The sequence below is a fragment of the Halobiforma lacisalsi AJ5 genome (assembly GCF_000226975.2).
GTDB classification, from domain to species: domain Archaea; phylum Halobacteriota; class Halobacteria; order Halobacteriales; family Natrialbaceae; genus Natronobacterium; species Natronobacterium lacisalsi.
On record NZ_CP019285.1, the window covers coordinates 2,084,006 to 2,100,147 of the forward strand.

The following is a 16,142-nucleotide window of genomic DNA, read 5'->3' on the forward strand; positions in this document are numbered from 1 at the left end:
GGTGTAAACGCACCGTCTCGGTCCCGTCTTACTGGTCCTGCTGTCGGCCGACGAACGTCTGGTACTTCAGGTCGTCGTCCCGCAGTTCCTGGAGGATACGTTCGACGAGCACCTCGTCGGGGTCATGCAGCCCCGAGACCCGCTCGGAGAGGTCCTCGAAGCTCTCGAAGGGCTTGCGCTTTCGCTCGTCGAGGATGCTGTTTCGCAGTTTCTTGCCGATCCCCGGAAGCAGATTCAGCTGGTGGAGCCGCAGCGTGATCGGCTGGGCCTCGTTGTAGAAGTCGACGAACCGATCCTCGTTCTCCTCGACCAAGTCCTGGACGACGTACTCGAGTTCGGACTGGGCACCCGAGGAGAGATCGTCGTACTCGACCTCGTTGCACTCGGTGACCACGTCGCGCTCGGCGGGCGGCTCGACGACGACCTTCGTACCGATCGTGAGCCGTTCGTCCTCGTCGAACGCGACCTGGTACAGCTGGAAGTCCTCGACGCCGAGGGCGTACCCCGCGGGGGACTTCTCGTACTGCGGTCGTCCGTCGTCCGACAGGCCGTGGGCGAGGTAATCCAACACGACTGCGCGCCGAACGTCATCGTCCGCGTCCGTCCCATCGCTGTCGGCTTCGCTCATAACGGGTAGATACGAGGACGGCTTACTTAAAGAATCGGCCCGCCCGCGGACGATCGGACCGCCGCCAGGTCCTCGATGCTCGAGACGGTCGGAAAGACTCGTCGTCAGGCGTACTGCGCGACGACGTTGAGAATCTCGTCGAGTTCGTCCCCCGACAGCGAGTAGCGTTGCTGTGCGTACACGGAGCGGAGTTCGTCCCGGTTGCGCGGCAGGAGGTTGGCGATCTTGTACGCGGTCGCTTCGTCGACCTTCTCCAGGTCCTGGATGTCGTCGACCAGCTGCTGGGCCTCCTCGGGCTCGAGGTGGGCGAAGCGGTTGACGTGTTCGATCGCTCGCGCGAGTTCGTAGGGGAGCTCGCGGTCCTCGTCTAACGCGCGTTCGGCTTCGATGTCGGCGAGCAGTTCCTTCGTTTCCGAGACCGTCAGGAACTCCTCGTCGACGATCTCTTTGAAGATCGTCATGCTGTGTTCGGGTGAGGAGCGTTCAGACCCGGTCCTCGGCGCGTTCCTGTGCGCGCATGTGGGCGGCGGTGACGATCAGCGTTTTGTCCTTGCCGCCGTCGTTGATCTGCACCTTGAACGCGTCGCCTTGCTTGCCGACGACTTCGCCGGTGAGACCGTCGAAGCGCGGGTGGAAGCGACCCTTGTGGACGCTCGGGTCGATCTTGAGGTGGACCTTCTCGCCCTCCTCGTACTCCTGAATCGCACGCTGTGGCGGCGATGCTCCGCGTTCTCGGGGATCGTTCGAGAGTTTGTTCCGGGTTCCCTGACGAGGGCCATTAGAGTTCGGCATAGTCGTACGACCCTCTTACTTGGTGACCGTTATAAAACGCACGTTCCGGGTTCGTCACGACTGTGCGTCGCTCGCCCGGGACGCCGATTCGATCCCGTCTCGATTCGACCCCGATAGTTGGATAACCAACAAGTTTACAGGGGCGGACCGTGTAGGAACGGCTGGCAGGGGATTGGGGGAATCAGTCGTTGCCAGATCGGTTCCGTCCACTATGTGACATCGTCCCCTGCCCGTCCCACTCGCCTGTGACTGACATCCTGCCAGTGGGACGTTTTGCGGCCGGAACGTCGGACTTTCCGACGGCAGAAGAGGATGGACAGACGTAACTTTCGTCCGCGCATCGTGGCGACCATGAGCGACGAGCACGACAGCAGTTCCGACTATCGGATCGAGACCCGGTCGATCCACGCCGGACAGGACCCCGACGAGGAGACCGGCGCGCTGATGACGCCGATCCACGCCAACTCGACCTACCAGCAGGACGCTCCCGGCGAGCACCGCGGCTATGAGTACTCCCGGACCGGCAACCCCACGCGAACCGACCTCGAGGAGAACCTCGCCAGCCTCGAGAACGCCGAGTACGGACGCGCCTTCGCCTCGGGGATGGCCTCGATCAACACCGTCCTCAACCTGCTCGAGGCCGGCGACCACGTCGTCACCGGCAACGACGTCTACGGCGGCACCCACCGCATCTTCACACAGGTCTACGAGGACTACGACGTCGAGTTTAGCTTCGTCGATATGACGGATTTGGAGGCGATCGAGGCGGCGTTCCAGGAGAACACGGAACTGCTGTGGCTCGAGACCCCGACGAACCCGCTCATGTCGATCGTCGACATCGCGGGCGCGGCCGAGATCGCCCACGACCACGACGCCCTCTGTGCGATCGACAACACGTTCGCGACGCCGTACCTCCAGAACCCGCTCGACCTCGGAGCTGACATCGTCTCGCACTCGCTGACCAAGTACCTCGGCGGCCACTCGGACGTCGTCGGCGGCGCCTTGCTGACGAACGACGAGGACCTCGACGAGGAGTTCGGCTTCTACCAGAACTCCGTCGGCGCGACGCCCGGCCCGTTCGAGTCGTTCCTCGTCCTCCGCGGGACGAAGACGCTGCCGGTCCGCATGGACCGACACTGCGAGAACGCCCGGCAGATCGCGGACTGGCTCCAGGACCGGCCGGAGGTCGACCGCGTCTACTACCCCGGCCTCGAGTCCCATCCGGGCCACGAGATCGCACGCGAGCAGATGGATGACTTCGGCGGGATGCTGAGCTTCGAACTCGACGCGAGCATGGAGGAGGCGAGCGAGGTCGTCTCCTCGACGGAGGTGTTCACCCTCGCGGAGAGTCTGGGCGGCGTCGAGAGCCTGATCGAACAGCCCGCGCCGATGACCCACGCTGCGATCCCCCGCGAGGAGCGCATCGAGGCCGGCCTGACGGACGGCCTGATTCGCGTCTCGGTGGGGATCGAACACGTCGACGACCTGATCGCCGACCTCGAGCGAGCTTTCGAGACCGGACTCGAGTAAGCCGTCGAGCCCGGACCGATCGCTGAACACCTAACTGCGTCCCGTACGAACGGACGCGCATGTCACGACAGGAGGACGACGTCGGATTGCACGCGCTCCCGATCGCGGTCGACCACGGCGGCCGCGAGCTAACCGTTACGCCCGCGCTGGTCGAAACCGAGCGCGGCCTCGTCCTGATAGACGCCGGCCCCGAGGGGAGCCTCGAGTCGCTTCGAACGCACGTCCGGAGCCTCGGCCACGAACTCGCGGACGTCTGGCTGGTCGTCGTCACCCACCACGATGCCGACCACGCGGGCGGGCTCGCGGCCCTGCTCGAGCACACCGACGCAGTCGTTGCGACCCACCGCGAGGAAGCGCCGTTCCTGACCGGCGAACGTGATCCCCTCGGGAGCGACGGCGACGGCGACGGCGACCGCTACCCCCCGGTCGAGGTCGACCTGGAACTCGCCGGCGGCGTCCGGATCCCGACGCTCGCCGGCCCGATGGAAGTCGTCGAGACGCCCGGCCACGCACCCGGGCACGTGTCGCTGTACTTCCCCGAGAGCGGGGTGTTGCTCGCCGGCGACGCGCTCGTCGCGGACGGAACGGAGACGCTCGAGGGCCCCAAACCGGAGTTCACGCCGGACATGGATCGCGCGATCGAATCGGTCGGCGACCTCGCGGGCCTCGAGATCGACGGCGTGGTCTGTTACCACGGCGGCTACGCCGAGGCGGGAACCGAGCGACTCGAGGAGCTACACCGAGAACTACGCGAGAAGTGAGAACCCGGGGACCTACCGCGAGCCGCCGCTGGCCGCCGGAATGACCCGGATCTGGGACCCTTCATCGACGGGCTCCTCGAGGTCCGAGACCTCGTCACCGTCGACGTAGACGTTGATGAACTCCTTGATCTCGCCGTCCTCGATCACGCTGTCGCGCAGCGACTTGCCGTGTTCTGCGGCGTGAGCGTCGAAGGCCTCGCGAAGGGTCTCCCCCTCGACTTCGACGCGCGAGGACGCGCCGCCGCCGCTCAGTACGGCTGGTACCTTGATGGTTGGCATACCCGGCGGTTGGCGACACCGTCCTAAAAGGCCCCCGCCCTCGGCAAGAACGGCTCTCGTCGCGGATGGCGGCAGATGACGCCGACGGAGGGGTCCTTATTCCGCGCCGGTGCCAACGGCGGACGATGAGCGACCTGGATCTCTCGCCGACGCAACTGGACCGATACTCGAGACACATCATCATGGACGAGGTCGGGCCGGAGGGACAGAGCGACCTGCTCGACTCGCGCGTGCTGGTGATCGGCGCGGGCGGGCTCGGCTCGCCGATCATCCAGTACCTCGCGGCGGCCGGGGTCGGAACGATCGGCATCGCCGACGACGACGAGGTGGAACTCTCGAACCTCCAGCGGCAGGTCATCCACGACGACGACGACGTGGGACGCAAGAAAGTCGACAGCGCCGCGGAGTACGTCGAGACGATCAACCCCGACGTCGACGTCGAGAAACACGAACTCCGCGTCTCGCCCGACAACGTTGAGGACCTGATCGAGGGCTACGACTTCGTGATCGACGGCGCTGACAACTTCGAAACCCGCTATCTCGTCAACGACGCCTGTACCCTCGCCGGCGTCCCCTTCTCCCACGGCTCGATCTTCAAGTTCGAGGGCCAGATCACCACCTTCGCCGGCGGCAAGGACTCGCCGTGTTACCGCTGTATGTTCCCCGAAGCTCCGCCGGCGGGGATGGTCCCCAACTGCGCGACGGCTGGCGTGCTGGGGGTCCTCCCCGGCACCGTCGGCTGTATCCAGGCCACCGAGGCCGTGAAGTTCCTGCTCGGGAAAGGCGACCTCCTCGACGGCCGGATGGTCTTCTACGACGCCCTGAACATGGAGTTCGACACCGTCGAGATCACCAAGAAAGACGACTGTCCGGTCTGTGGTGACGATCCCGCGATCGACTCGGTTCACGACGTCGAGTACACGGCCTCCTGTTCGATCGACGGGACGGCCAAGGAACCGGAGATCGAAGCCAGTGACGACTAACGCGACTGACGACGATTAACGACAACTAACGGGGTCGTCACCGTCCCCTTCGCTACGGCTCGAGACCACGCGCACCCGCTCCCCCTCGAACCGCTCTTCGTCCTCGCGCCAGCGCCACGAACCCACGAACGGGTAGCCGTCGAGCGCGACGATGACGTACGAGAAATCGGGCCAGGTCGCCCGCGCCGCGTCCGTCTCGCTGGGTTCGGCCGGCCCCGCCGGGTGGGAGTGGTAGAAGCCGGCGACCTCGAGGCCCGCCTCCTCGATCCGTTCGGTGATCTCGAACTGTTCCTCGGGATCGATCGCGTACCGGATCTCGGGGTTGTCGGCGACGTTTTCGGCCGGATAGGCGTCGGTGACGACGGTGTGGTCCGGGTCGTACTCGCCGGCGAGGATCCCACAGACTTCCCGTTCGTCGCCGTCGTAGGCCTGATAGACGATCTCGTCGTACGCCGACCGCGACAGTTCGATCATGCGCGTGGCTGGGGGTTGCAGCGTCTTAAGCTATCCACTCCGGATCGGCGATATCGGCCCGAACAGGTCGCGGCGAGGCCGATCATAGATAGGAGCCAGTGTTGCCGGGGCCTCAGAGTTCCCGCCCTCCCGGTATCGCGCTGAGGCGGCCGTATCGGTTACCGAAGCACCGTATTTCGTCCTGAGGGCCGTCATCGATCCGTGCAGAGGTTCCCGTAACGGGGGCGGTTTAGGACCGGCAGTGAGAACGACCGGTGATGACATCGACGCTGCTCGTCGCGGCGGTGGTCGGCCTCGGACTGGGTATCTTCCTCCAGAAGGGCCGGTTCTGTTTCGTCCACGCGTTTCGCGACCTGTTCGCGTTCAAGGACACCCGAGTTACCAAGGGCGTCCTCGTCGCGGTGGTATCGACGATGCTGGGCTGGAGCGTGCTCTACCAGCTCGGCTACTACCAGGGGTTCTGGACCCCCGACTGGGGCCTGACGGGGCTTGTCGGCGGCTTCGTCTTCGGCGTCGGGATGACCTACGCCGGCGGCTGTGCGAGTGGGACTCTCTATCGGGCCGGCCAGGGGTACCTCCACTTCTGGCTGACCCTGCTGTTCATGGGCGTCGGCTACGCGGCCTTCTCCGTCGCCTTTCCGACGCTCCAGTCGACGTACTTCGCGCCGTTGACGTTCGGCGAGGGCGTCACGCTCTTCGAGGCGTCCTCGCTTCCCGCGCCGCTCGTGGCGCTGCTGGCCTCGGCGCTGATCGGGCTCGCGTACGTCACCGTCGTCGGCCGCGAGGCCGGCGAGACCGGGACGGGACGCGAGCAGGCCGCGGAGTTCCGCCCGGTCGTCCTCGCGACGCCCGTCGTCGGAACCCGGCGACTCCTCGAGGGGACGCGCTCGTACGTTCGGGGCTTCCGCGAGATCGACGACCCGATAGCCGCCTCGAAGCAGCCGTGGGACCCGCGGACGGCCGCGCTCGGGATCACCGCCGTCGCGGTCGTCTGGTTCTCGCAGGTCTCGATCGTCGGCGTCACCGGCCCCGAGGCACGCTGGACGGGCTACCTGCTCCAGCAGGTCGGCGTCGACGCGGGCTCCTACGAGTACTGGGGATCGATCCTGTTCGCGGGCGAGGGCGTCTCCGTTACCGTCGACATGATCATGATCGCGATGGTCATCGTCGGCGCGGGGATCGCTGCCGCCTGGAGCGGCGACTTCTCCGTGCGGACGCCCAAGCTCCAGCGGCTCCCCAACGCCGTCGTCGGCGGCTTCCTGATGGGAGCGGGCTCCCGGCTCGCGCCCGGCTGTAACATCGGGAACATCTACTCGGGGATCGCCTCGCTGTCGATCCACTCGTTCATCGCGGCCGTGGGGATCGTGCTTGGCGTCTACGTGATGACCCACTGGCTCTACCGCGAGGTCGGCTGCGCGATCTGATCCGACGAGTCTCCCTCCCTTTCGCGCTCGAGAACTCCCGTGTTCCCACAGCCCCGGAGTTCGCCGTGAGTACAAGTGGACGAGCGACGACGACTCATTCATGCCAGAACGTACGTCGCTCGAGTCGCTCACCGACACCCCACACGCGGTCGCGTTCGACGACGAGCCCCGAACCGTTCGTCTCGAACTCGAGGGGGACCAGCGGATCCCCGAACATCGACACCCGGAGTCGCACGTCCTCTTCCACGTCCTCTCGGGGACCGTCGACCTCGACCTCGACGGGGAGACCTACGACCTCGAGGCGGGCGATCTCGTCCGGTTCGACGGCGACCGGGAGGTCTCGCCACACGCCAGGGAGGAGAGCACGGCACTGGTCGTCTTCGCGCCGAAGACCGGCTCGGACGGCTAACCGAGCGATACCGTTTTTCCCGGCGGCGTCGAACGCCGTCATATGCCAACGAATGACTCGACAGGGCGGATCGATCACGACCGCCGCTCGTTTCGCTACTACCGCAACGCCGTCGAACGTCACTGGGATCCCCATGGGATCGACCTCGAGGCCGACCGCGATGCGATTCGAGGGGTTCCGGAACCGGCGTTCGACGGCCTGCGCGAGACGCTCGCGCTGTTCGGCGCGGGCGAGGAGGCCGTCACCGAGGACCTTTCGCCGCTGGGAGTCGTCCTCGAGGACGTCGCCGATCAATTGTTCGTGACGACGCAACTCTACGAGGAGGCCAAACACGCGGACTTCTTCGACCGGTACTGGCGGACGGTGATCACGCCCGAGGAACGGCGGCGAGGCCTCGAGCCGACCGCTCCGATCGACGAGCGGTGGTTCTCCGACCCGTACGAGGAACTGTTCGAGCGCAACGAGACGGCGATGGGCCGATTACTGGTCGAGGACACGCCGGAAAACCGCGCGCTCGCGTACTGTCATTACCACATGGCGATCGAGGGAATTCTCGCCCAGACGGGCTACTACGGCGTCCAGCGGAACTTCAGCGGCGAGTACGCGGACCTCCCGCGGCTGCCGGGGCTGGTCGAGGGGTTCTCCAGCATCCGGAGCGACGAGGGCCGACACGTCGGCTTCGGGATGTGGAAACTCGAGCGGCTCGTCCACGAGGCGGGCGTCGATCCCGCCCTGATCGAGGGGACGGTCGGCGAACTCGCGATGCTCGTTCAGGGAATCGTCGGTGAGTCGGTCGAGGAGGGTGCGACCGGCGTCGACGACGAGACTCTCGTCGGCTACGCCGCGGAGAAACACCGCGACCGGATGGCACAGATCGTCGACGACGGCGAGTTGCCAGACGTCGAGGAACTGGTTCGTCTCGAGGAGTAGCGTGGGACGTGGCTTCGAGCCTGGTTGCGGTTTCGTTATACACAAACGTGGATAAAAATACGTTCTCGAGACGGCATTGAGGGCACAAACACGGGATTTTTATCGGGGGAGCACGCTACGGTCGACCATGACTGATGGGCGGGGCGAGACTCCCCGGCGAACAGGGATGACCGAAAAGTGCGGCGTCGTCGGCGTCTCGCTGGCCGGTCGTTCGGCGGCGCGGCCGTTGTACTACGCGCTGTACGCGCTCCAGCACCGCGGCCAGGAGTCGGCCGGCATCGTCACCCACGACGGCTTTCAACAGCACAGCCACGTCGAGATGGGCCTCGTGGGCGACGTTTTCGGCGAGGACGACCTCGACGGACTGGCGGGGTCGGCCGGCATCGGCCACGTCCGCTACCCGACCGCGGGCTCGGTCGACTCCTCCTGTGCCCAGCCGTTCTCCGTCTCGTTCAAGAGCGGCTCGCTCGGTCTCTCGCACAACGGCAACCTCGTCAACGCCGACGAGATCCGCGAGGAACTGGCCGCCGTCGGCCACGCTTTCACCAGCGACGGCGACACCGAGGTCATCGCCCACGACCTCGCGCGCAACCTCCTCGAGGAGGACCTCGTGCGCGCGGTCAAGCGCACGATGAACCGCATCCACGGCTCGTACTCGCTGACGATCAGCCACGACGACACCGTCCTCGGCGTTCGGGATCCGCAGGGGAACCGACCGCTCTGTATCGGGAAACTCGAGGACGGCTACATCCTCGCCTCGGAGTCGGCGGCCATCGACACCCTGGACGGGGAGCTGGTCCGTGACGTCCGGCCCGGTGAACTGATCGTCCTGGAGGAAGACGGGCAGGGGTTCGACTCCTACCAGCTAGTCGAGCGGGACCATACGGCCCACTGTTTCTTCGAACACGTCTACTTCGCCCGCCCGGACAGCGTCATCGACGACACGCTCGTCTACGAAGCCCGCCGAAATCTCGGCCGGAAACTCTGGGCGGAAAGCGGCGTCGAGACCGACGTCGTGATGCCGGTCCCCGACTCCGGCCGGGCGTTCGCTTCGGGCTACGCCGACGCGGCCGGCGAGACGACCGCCGACGGCGAGCCCCGCGACGCCGACGACGACGGCGTCGAGTTCGCCGAGGGCCTGATGAAGAACCGCTACGTCGGGCGTACGTTCATCATGCCGACCCAGGACGAACGCGAGCGGGCGGTCCGGCTGAAGCTCAATCCTATCAAGTCCACCGTCGAGGGCAAGACGGTCACGCTGATCGACGACTCGATCGTCCGCGGCACGACCTCGACCCAGCTCGTCAAGCTCCTGAAAGATTCCGGCGCCGAGGCGGTCCACATGCGCATCGGCGCGCCCGAGATCGCCGCGCCGTGTTATATGGGGATCGACATGGCCACTCGCGAGGAGCTGATCGCCGCGGACAAGAGCGTCGACGAGATCCGCGAGGCCATCGACGCCGACAGCCTCGCCTATCTCTCGACCGACGCCGTCGCGGACGTGCTCGGGAAAGACCGGATCGACCTCTGTCTGGGCTGTGTGACCGGCGAATACCCCTACGATATCGATGGCGAGGAGACCGACCGCGACGTCACCCGCCCCGACCTCGAGGCAGGTCGGACGATGGCCGACGACTGACGGCTGGGAGAGGGATGACCTGCCGTCCATCGACCCTCTGGGCGGGAATCTCCCAGATAGTCGAAAAGCCACGTAGGACCGCGGTTTCTAGCTCCCGGATTTGGTCGTGACGCGTCTTGTGAGACGGTGACAGAAGGAATGCGATCTGATCGATGCTGAGAACCGTATCGGCAGACTATTCGTCTGCAGTTGAAAGCAGAATCAGCAGACAGCAGTTGCGTATCGGCGTACATTTCCGGAAGGAATGCGGGGAAAGTCCGTGCGCATTTAAGTGGAGGGGGTTCGCGAGATGCGCCGTCAGGACTCGCGCCACTTGTGGCCACACTCGACGCAGGTTAACAGCCGAACCTCGTAGGAACCGCCCGGTTTCGGCATCATCTCGGAGTAGGCCTGGTCGCTGTCGCAGTCGTCCGCTGGACAGGGCTCCTGCATCGTCTCAGTGGAGCCCTGGGTCGTGTCGGCCACGGCAGGTGCCCCGTCGTCTTGCTGCCCCTCCCGGATCGCCATCGCCGCTTCCGCGTTCGATTCCCGCGGGTCCTCGTTCTCACAGGAGCGACACACCCACGTGTCGCCTTCCGTGTGCATTATCGAACCACACTCGTCGCAAAATTGCATCGTAACTCAATCTACGCACGTGGCAGATATAGGTTTTTAATTCAACTACGTTCGGGAATCAAACGTATCGTCAAACGGTAAAATATACCGCAGTACAGCGATTCGACGGAGCCGTCAAAACACAAACCGACGAGGAACTCGAGGGGATCATCGGCGAGAGGACCAACAATCTGCATTTTGAGACGACAAACGGAAATAGTACGATCATCGATCGAGTCCGCTACGGAAGCGCAATCGGGTCGAGCAATCGTCTCCGGCCGACTCGTATCGATCGACGTCGCTCTTGTATCGACTGGCGGAAGCGCACCTCAACGAGACGTAACCGGCCCCGAATTAGTGGGCTGAAGCGCGGAAATACGGGAGAACGACGATGATTGTTCCGGGTTGTTCGAACCGGCTCCGCTGTACTACAGGAGAGCGATACGACTCGATCCGTTGAGTCCAGTCGGTCCGTTTTTTACTGGCCCCGTAGAACGTCCGCTATGGACGTAAACGAGTTTCTCGAGGGCGAATCGCTCACGGGCCGACAGGCGATACTCATCTTCTTCGGGTTCCTCATCCTGATCGTCATCGCTGGCCTCATATTGATCACGTTTAGCGATTTCTTCCAGCAACTGGTCACGTGAGGTATCGGGACGAACCGAACGGAAGCGGAGTTCGAGCGGCCGGGTCTCGAGCGTCGACCGCTCATACTACCGGATAGCAGTCAATACGAAGTCGGTCGCGAATTCGTGGCCGTTCCGACGTGAAACGGCTGCACGTATGCGACCGGGTTTAGGTAGTTCTGTCCGGCAGTATCAGTAGACGACGTGCAACAGGACGTAGACGACGATCCCCAGGCTGAACGAGATCAGCCACAGGCTGGCGGCGATCCGGCCGAACCGGGCGTGGGCGGTCCGGGGCAGTTCCTCGATCGGGTACGCGAACCCGAGCAACAGCGCGTAGTAGAGGAACGGGATACAGACGACCGCGAGGAGGATGTGGATCGCCAGCACCGGCAGGTAGACGTACAGGTAGACGCTTTCCGGCCCCGGGAACGGCTGGGGGCCGCCCGTGGCCACGAGCCGGTAGAGATAGAGGGCGAGAAACGCCGCGAACAGCCCGAACGAGGTGATCATCGCGGCACGATGTCTGTCGACGTTTCCGCGACGGATCGCGCGCCAGCCGGCCGTGATCGTCCCGATCGCGGTCGCGCTGATGACGACGTTGACGTGGGGGATCAGATCGAGGATCCACTCGGGGGCCGTCGGGACGGCCGACTGGGGGATCCGGCCGCCGGCGGCCGCGAAGACGACCGTCAGCGAAACGACGCTCAGGACGGCGGCGAGCGACCGAACGCGCTCTCGAGGCACGTACTCCATACGTCGACCTTCGACCGATAGCGGAAAGCCGTTTCTGTCCCGGTCGACGCGTCTCGAGGTTTCGTGAACCGACCGCCACGTCCTCGCGTCTCCGGAGATGGGGGCGGTCGCGGCGTTCGTCGGTCTCGAGACGACGGGACGGTCAGCCGGACTGGTCGCTACCGGCAGCCCCGGTCGGAGTCAGTCGACGGGAGCTACCGCTGTCCGGCGTAGTTCTCGGAAGGAATTGTGCGTGGGTGATTTCCACGAAGGGAAATCACCTGCATCGTGTCGCTCGGCGGTGAACTGCATCACGGGCGAGCCCGTGGCAGCCGCGGGACGGGAGGCCCCGCGCTCGCCTCACGTTTCGCGGCGTCATGCCGCGCATGCGATGCGTGGGACCGGATTCGAACCGGCGGACCCCTACGGGACAGCGCCCTCAACGCTGCGCCGTTGGCCTGGCTTGGCTACCCACGCTCGCAGTCTCTTTCTTTTCCGCACTCAATCGTATCCAGCGTGATTATAAAAGACCTTTCTTTTCGGTCGATGCCTGCGGCGAGGTCACACGGAACGGGTGGAGCGGAGAGTTGAAATGGCGCAGTTGCCAAACTGTACCATGGCCAAGTATTCGACGGGTTCGTCCTCCGGCGGCGGCGGGACGAACTGCGAACTCTGCGGTGCGGAAAGCGACTCCCTCGAGCTCGCGTCGGTGGCCGGCGCGGAACTCGAGGTGTGCCCGGACTGTGCGCCACACGGCGAAGGGAAGCGGTCTGGGTCGAGGTCGGGTTCCGGATCGGGTTCGGCCTCGGCCTCGGCCGGCGGCGCGAGCGGGTCCGGTCAGGATGACGGCCCTAGTCGCAAGCAGAAAGCGGCTCAGAACGTCGCGAAGGCCAACCCGGTCTGGGACGGCGACTCCGAACACTGGGAGAAGGAGGGGACGAACTACGACGACGACCCCCTGCCGTACCTCGTCTCTGACTACGGTGAGAAACTCGTCGAGGCCCGGCAGGAAGCCGGCCTCCAGCGCGAGGAACTCGCGGAGGAACTCGAGGCGCCGGAGAAAGACATCCTCGCCGTCGAGCAGGGCCGGGCAACCCAGGCCGGCGTCGGTGGCGGGCTGATCGCGGCCCTCGAGCAGCGGCTGGACGTCACGCTCTCCGAGTAAGAGTCGCCGGTGTCGACGGCGCATCGGCGCGTCGGCGAGCAGACTTTTACTGTCGGCCACCGGAGTGAAACCGATGAGCGGGCAACTGGCGGCAGCCGAGCCGTACGCCACGCGGTTCGAGACCGAAGTGACGTCGATCGACGGGAAGCGGGTCTGGCTCGAACGAAGCTACTTCTACGCCGAAAGCGGCGGCCAGCCGGCCGACCGGGGCCGGATCGGCGACGCCGAAGTCGTCGACGTTCAACTAGAAGACGGCGAACCGGTCCACGTGCTGGCGGAGGAACCGTCGTTCCGGGTCGGAAGGCGAGTGCTGTGCTCGATCGACTGGTCGTTCCGAATGTACTGCATGCGCGCGCACACGGCCAGTCACGTCCTCTACGGGGCCGGGCGACGGCTCCTCGAGGACCTGGGCTACGGCGGGTTCGACATCGGCGAGGAGAAGGTCCGGGTCGATCTCGAGACGGGTACCGAGATCGACGACGAGACGCTGATCGAGTTGAACGAACTGGTCAACCGCGCGGTCTGGGAATCCCGCCCCGTCTCCTGGGAGTCGGTGCCGGTCGCGGAGGCCCGCGAGCGCGAAGACGTGGCCTTCAACGAGGCGACCGAGGACGGTGCGTTCCGAAAAGGGCGCGTCAGAATCGTGACGATCGGCGGGAAAGACGAGAACGGGAACGGCGGCAACGGGGTCGGAACCGGTGGCTTCGGACGCAATGGCGCGGGACCGAAAGTCGTCACCTCGAGTGGCGGGGACGAGCCGATCGGTGACGGCTCGGGATCCGGACTTGGGGACGACACCTGGGACGTGGCCGCCTGCGGCGGAACCCACGTCCGAAACACTCGCGAGATCGGGCCGGTGACCGTGCTCGGCCGCTCGAACCCCGGCGAGGGCTTGACGCGGGTCGAGTTGGCCGTCGGGCCGGCCGCGATCGAACGGCGGACGGCCGAGAAGCGGGCAGTCTTCGACGCAAAGCGGACGCTCGGCGCATCGATCGCGGACGTCGGCGAGGAGGTAACACGCGTCGTCGATGACCGGGAAGAACTCGCCGACCGGGTAGCGACACGGGAACGACAGCTCGCGGCGTCACGTCTCACGGGCGAGGACGCGTGTGTTATCGAACGGGGCGGGGGCGGTGACGGTGACGGGAACGGGGACAGGGACGGGGAAAACTGGCTGGTGGCGACCGTCGGCGACCTCCCGGTCGACGCGGTCAGCGACGCTGTGCGGGAACACACGGGCCCGGACGGGGACGGCCCGGTCGACGCGGACGTCGTCGGTGTCGTCGCACTCGGGGGCGACGAGACCACGTTCGCAGTCGTCGGATCAGCTGCCCCCGAGGTCCAGCCTGCGACGGCCGTCCTCGAGGAGCTGGGGGCGGAGTTCGGCGGCGGTGGCGGCGGCTCGGATCGGTTGGCACAAGGGGGAGGGTTCGACGCCGCGCCCGAAACGATCGGGCGCTACCTCGACCGGGAGTAAGCGTCGGGTGCTGTCGTGGACGATCGTGGGGACGTCCGGATAGGCATGACCGACAGCAACTCGAATTGGGAATTACCGTAACTAAATACTTTCGTTCGTTCAATCGATCGAATGCTCGAGTCGCGAGCCGACAACTGGGGACGACCGACGGACGAACTCGAGACCGGTGGGAGACGCCCGGCGTTCATTCGCCGGTGTAACCTATTCCTGAAGTCCGGGTGAAGGACGCCGCATGGGCATCGATTACTCGAAATTGCGGGACCCGAACGCGGAGTACACGATGCGGGATCTGTCGGCGGAGACGATGAACGTGACCCGCGAGCGCGGGGACGGTCGAGACGTCGAGATCACGGACGTCCAGACGACGATGGTCGACGGTAACTTCCCGTGGACGCTGGTTCGGGTCTATACGGACGCAGGCATCGTCGGCACGGGCGAGGCCTACTGGGGCGCGGGCGCGCCGGAACTCATCGAACGGATGGCGCCGTTCCTCCGCGGCGAGAACCCGCTGGATATCGACCGCCTCACGGAACACCTCGTCCAGAAGATGTCCGGCGAGGGGTCGATCGGCGGCGTCACCGTCACCGCGATTTCGGGCATCGAGGTCGCACTGCACGATCTGGCGGGCAAAATCCTCGAGGTGCCGGCCTACCAGTTGCTCGGCGGGAAGTACCGCGACGAGGTCCGGGTCTACTGTGACTGCCACACCGAGGAAGAGGCCGATCCGATCGCGTGTGCCGACGAGGCCGAACGCGTCGTCACCGAACTCGGCTACGACGCCCTGAAGTTCGACCTCGACGTCCCTTCCGGCCACGAGAAGGACCGCGCGAACCGCCACCTCCGCGCACCCGAGATCGAACACAAGGCCTCGATCGTCGAGGCCGTGACCGAACGCGTCGGCTCCCGGGCCGACGTCGCCTTCGACTGTCACTGGTCGTTCTCCGCGGAGAGCGCGAAACGACTCACGAAGCGCCTCGAGGAATACAATGTCTGGTGGCTCGAGGACCCGGTGCCGCCGGAGAACCACGACGTCCAGCGGGAGATCACCAAGGGAACGGCGACGCCCGTCGCCGTCGGGGAGAACGTCTATCGGACCCACGGGCAGCGACAACTGTTGGAGGGGCAGGCGGTCGACATCATCGCGCCGGACATGCCGAAGGTCGGCGGGATGCGCGAGACGGCCAAGATCGCGGACCTGGCGGATCTGTACTACGTTCCGGTCGCGATGCACAACGTCGCCTCGCCGGTCGCGACGATGGGGAGCGTCCACGTCGGTGCGGCGATCTCGAACGCGCTGGCGATCGAGTTCCACTCGTACGAACTCGAGTGGTGGGACGACCTCGTCGAGGAGGACGTCATCGAAGATGGCTACATCGAGGTTCCCGAGGAGCCCGGCCTCGGTGTGACCCTCGACCTGGACGCGGTCGAGGAGCACATGGTCGAGGGAGAGGAGTTGTTCGACGAAGCGTAGCTTCGTTGAGCCAGCAAATCGCGGATTTGTGCTGTTTGACGAGGCATAGGCCTCGTCAAGTACGTTGAGCTCTGCTCAACGGTGTTCGATGAAGCGTAGCTTCATCGGGCTCGTGAATCTTCGATTCACGGTGTTCGACGAAGCGCCTCGAGACTCGAGACTCGAGACGACCGGCCTCTGCCGGTCGACACTCGAGGAGAATAGGGGGAAGCGGGGAATGAAGAA

18 protein-coding genes and 1 tRNA gene are annotated in these 16,142 nt (G+C 65.4%); 11 read left to right on the forward strand and 8 right to left on the reverse strand.

The features are described from left to right. Positions 1–28 precede the first annotated feature (28 nt). From CHINAEXTREME_RS09985 to CHINAEXTREME_RS09995, 3 genes are all read right to left on the reverse strand, one after another. Complete coding sequence (locus CHINAEXTREME_RS09985; protein WP_007143401.1) at positions 29–628, reverse strand: DUF655 domain-containing protein; 600 nt, start codon at positions 626–628, stop codon at positions 29–31. A gap of 104 nt (positions 629–732) precedes the next feature. Beyond that, positions 733–1,089, reverse strand: a complete 357-nt coding sequence (locus tag CHINAEXTREME_RS09990) for an RNA polymerase Rpb4 family protein (RefSeq protein ID WP_007143402.1) — start codon at positions 1,087–1,089, stop codon at positions 733–735. A gap of 22 nt (positions 1,090–1,111) precedes the next feature. Beyond that, on the reverse strand, positions 1,112–1,420 hold the full coding sequence (locus tag CHINAEXTREME_RS09995) for a 50S ribosomal protein L21e (protein ID WP_007143403.1): 309 nt from the start codon (positions 1,418–1,420) through the stop codon (positions 1,112–1,114). A gap of 351 nt (positions 1,421–1,771) precedes the next feature. Between CHINAEXTREME_RS09995 and CHINAEXTREME_RS10000 the strand changes: the two genes are divergently transcribed. Beyond that, the gene (locus CHINAEXTREME_RS10000) at positions 1,772–2,950 is read left to right on the forward strand and encodes a cystathionine gamma-synthase (protein WP_007143404.1); all 1,179 of its coding nucleotides are present in this window, start codon (positions 1,772–1,774) and stop codon (positions 2,948–2,950) included. A 59-nt stretch (positions 2,951–3,009) separates the two neighbouring features. Continuing rightward, positions 3,010–3,711: an MBL fold metallo-hydrolase gene (locus tag CHINAEXTREME_RS10005; RefSeq protein WP_007143405.1), complete on the forward strand. Its 702-nt coding sequence runs from the start codon at positions 3,010–3,012 to the stop codon at positions 3,709–3,711. Between the two features lie 12 nt (positions 3,712–3,723). Here CHINAEXTREME_RS10005 and CHINAEXTREME_RS10010 read toward each other — a convergent pair whose 3' ends face one another. Further along, the gene (locus CHINAEXTREME_RS10010) at positions 3,724–3,990 is read right to left on the reverse strand and encodes a MoaD/ThiS family protein (RefSeq protein WP_007143406.1); all 267 of its coding nucleotides are present in this window, start codon (positions 3,988–3,990) and stop codon (positions 3,724–3,726) included. A gap of 125 nt (positions 3,991–4,115) precedes the next feature. On the opposite strand from CHINAEXTREME_RS10010, the gene ubaA reads away from it, so the two are divergent. Then, positions 4,116–4,973: an SAMP-activating enzyme E1 gene (gene ubaA / locus CHINAEXTREME_RS10015; protein WP_007143407.1), complete on the forward strand. Its 858-nt coding sequence runs from the start codon at positions 4,116–4,118 to the stop codon at positions 4,971–4,973. Between the two features lie 15 nt (positions 4,974–4,988). Here ubaA and CHINAEXTREME_RS10020 read toward each other — a convergent pair whose 3' ends face one another. Then, entirely contained in the window at positions 4,989–5,447 is a 459-nt protein-coding gene (locus CHINAEXTREME_RS10020; protein ID WP_007143408.1) for a desampylase, read from the reverse strand. A gap of 257 nt (positions 5,448–5,704) precedes the next feature. Here CHINAEXTREME_RS10020 and CHINAEXTREME_RS10025 point away from each other — a divergent pair, with 257 nt between their 5' ends. From CHINAEXTREME_RS10025 to purF, 4 genes are all read left to right on the forward strand, one after another. After that, positions 5,705–6,871, forward strand: coding sequence for a YeeE/YedE family protein (locus CHINAEXTREME_RS10025; RefSeq protein ID WP_007143409.1), 1,167 nt, complete (start codon positions 5,705–5,707; stop codon positions 6,869–6,871). Positions 6,872–6,971: 100 nt separating this feature from the next. Further along, the gene (locus tag CHINAEXTREME_RS10030; RefSeq protein WP_007143410.1) at positions 6,972–7,280 is read left to right on the forward strand and encodes a cupin domain-containing protein; all 309 of its coding nucleotides are present in this window, start codon (positions 6,972–6,974) and stop codon (positions 7,278–7,280) included. Between the two features lie 42 nt (positions 7,281–7,322). Next, positions 7,323–8,210 carry a ferritin family protein gene (locus tag CHINAEXTREME_RS10035; RefSeq protein ID WP_007143411.1) on the forward strand — a complete coding sequence of 296 codons (888 nt, stop codon included), beginning with the start codon at positions 7,323–7,325 and terminating at the stop codon, positions 8,208–8,210. A gap of 166 nt (positions 8,211–8,376) precedes the next feature. Beyond that, positions 8,377–9,849 (forward strand): amidophosphoribosyltransferase, encoded by a 1,473-nt coding sequence (purF, locus tag CHINAEXTREME_RS10040; protein WP_007143412.1) that lies wholly within the window; start codon positions 8,377–8,379, stop codon positions 9,847–9,849. Positions 9,850–10,146: 297 nt separating this feature from the next. Here purF and CHINAEXTREME_RS10045 read toward each other — a convergent pair whose 3' ends face one another. Then, positions 10,147–10,464, reverse strand: a complete 318-nt coding sequence (locus CHINAEXTREME_RS10045) for an RPA12/RPB9/RPC11 RNA polymerase family protein (protein ID WP_029601555.1) — start codon at positions 10,462–10,464, stop codon at positions 10,147–10,149. A gap of 482 nt (positions 10,465–10,946) precedes the next feature. Here CHINAEXTREME_RS10045 and CHINAEXTREME_RS21850 point away from each other — a divergent pair, with 482 nt between their 5' ends. Further along, a complete protein-coding gene (locus CHINAEXTREME_RS21850; protein WP_007143414.1) occupies positions 10,947–11,090 on the forward strand; it encodes a hypothetical protein in 144 nt (47 codons plus the stop codon). A 171-nt stretch (positions 11,091–11,261) separates the two neighbouring features. Here CHINAEXTREME_RS21850 and CHINAEXTREME_RS10050 read toward each other — a convergent pair whose 3' ends face one another. After that, complete coding sequence (locus tag CHINAEXTREME_RS10050; protein WP_007143415.1) at positions 11,262–11,825, reverse strand: DUF420 domain-containing protein; 564 nt, start codon at positions 11,823–11,825, stop codon at positions 11,262–11,264. Positions 11,826–12,196: 371 nt separating this feature from the next. Further along, a tRNA-Leu gene (locus CHINAEXTREME_RS10055) sits at positions 12,197–12,281 on the reverse strand. 139 nt (positions 12,282–12,420) lie between these two features. Between CHINAEXTREME_RS10055 and CHINAEXTREME_RS10060 the strand changes: the two genes are divergently transcribed. The 3 genes from CHINAEXTREME_RS10060 to CHINAEXTREME_RS10070 all read left to right on the forward strand — a co-directional run bounded on the left by CHINAEXTREME_RS10060 (position 12,421) and on the right by CHINAEXTREME_RS10070 (position 15,917). Then, positions 12,421–12,969 carry a helix-turn-helix domain-containing protein gene (locus CHINAEXTREME_RS10060; protein ID WP_007143416.1) on the forward strand — a complete coding sequence of 183 codons (549 nt, stop codon included), beginning with the start codon at positions 12,421–12,423 and terminating at the stop codon, positions 12,967–12,969. Positions 12,970–13,042: 73 nt separating this feature from the next. Then, complete coding sequence (locus tag CHINAEXTREME_RS10065; RefSeq protein WP_007143417.1) at positions 13,043–14,446, forward strand: alanyl-tRNA editing protein; 1,404 nt, start codon at positions 13,043–13,045, stop codon at positions 14,444–14,446. A 232-nt stretch (positions 14,447–14,678) separates the two neighbouring features. Next, positions 14,679–15,917 (forward strand): mandelate racemase/muconate lactonizing enzyme family protein, encoded by a 1,239-nt coding sequence (locus tag CHINAEXTREME_RS10070; protein ID WP_010546599.1) that lies wholly within the window; start codon positions 14,679–14,681, stop codon positions 15,915–15,917. Positions 15,918–16,142 lie beyond the last annotated feature (225 nt).

Coding starts and splice junctions, on each gene's coding strand:
- CHINAEXTREME_RS10000 (WP_007143404.1), top strand. CDS start 1,772: ATGAGCGACGAGCACGACAGCAGTTCCGACTATCGGATCGAGACCCGG.
- CHINAEXTREME_RS09990 (WP_007143402.1), bottom strand. CDS start 1,089: ATGACGATCTTCAAAGAGATCGTCGACGAGGAGTTCCTGACGGTCTCG.
- CHINAEXTREME_RS10010 (WP_007143406.1), bottom strand. CDS start 3,990: ATGCCAACCATCAAGGTACCAGCCGTACTGAGCGGCGGCGGCGCGTCC.
- CHINAEXTREME_RS09995 (WP_007143403.1), bottom strand. CDS start 1,420: ATGCCGAACTCTAATGGCCCTCGTCAGGGAACCCGGAACAAACTCTCG.
- CHINAEXTREME_RS10060 (WP_007143416.1), top strand. CDS start 12,421: ATGGCCAAGTATTCGACGGGTTCGTCCTCCGGCGGCGGCGGGACGAAC.
- CHINAEXTREME_RS09985 (WP_007143401.1), bottom strand. CDS start 628: ATGAGCGAAGCCGACAGCGATGGGACGGACGCGGACGATGACGTTCGG.
- CHINAEXTREME_RS10045 (WP_029601555.1), bottom strand. CDS start 10,464: ATGCAATTTTGCGACGAGTGTGGTTCGATAATGCACACGGAAGGCGAC.
- CHINAEXTREME_RS10050 (WP_007143415.1), bottom strand. CDS start 11,825: ATGGAGTACGTGCCTCGAGAGCGCGTTCGGTCGCTCGCCGCCGTCCTG.
- CHINAEXTREME_RS21850 (WP_007143414.1), top strand. CDS start 10,947: ATGGACGTAAACGAGTTTCTCGAGGGCGAATCGCTCACGGGCCGACAG.
- CHINAEXTREME_RS10065 (WP_007143417.1), top strand. CDS start 13,043: ATGAGCGGGCAACTGGCGGCAGCCGAGCCGTACGCCACGCGGTTCGAG.
- purF (WP_007143412.1), top strand. CDS start 8,377: ATGACCGAAAAGTGCGGCGTCGTCGGCGTCTCGCTGGCCGGTCGTTCG.
- CHINAEXTREME_RS10030 (WP_007143410.1), top strand. CDS start 6,972: ATGCCAGAACGTACGTCGCTCGAGTCGCTCACCGACACCCCACACGCG.
- CHINAEXTREME_RS10020 (WP_007143408.1), bottom strand. CDS start 5,447: ATGATCGAACTGTCGCGGTCGGCGTACGACGAGATCGTCTATCAGGCC.
- CHINAEXTREME_RS10025 (WP_007143409.1), top strand. CDS start 5,705: ATGACATCGACGCTGCTCGTCGCGGCGGTGGTCGGCCTCGGACTGGGT.
- CHINAEXTREME_RS10035 (WP_007143411.1), top strand. CDS start 7,323: ATGCCAACGAATGACTCGACAGGGCGGATCGATCACGACCGCCGCTCG.
- CHINAEXTREME_RS10070 (WP_010546599.1), top strand. CDS start 14,679: ATGGGCATCGATTACTCGAAATTGCGGGACCCGAACGCGGAGTACACG.
- CHINAEXTREME_RS10005 (WP_007143405.1), top strand. CDS start 3,010: ATGTCACGACAGGAGGACGACGTCGGATTGCACGCGCTCCCGATCGCG.
- ubaA (WP_007143407.1), top strand. CDS start 4,116: ATGAGCGACCTGGATCTCTCGCCGACGCAACTGGACCGATACTCGAGA.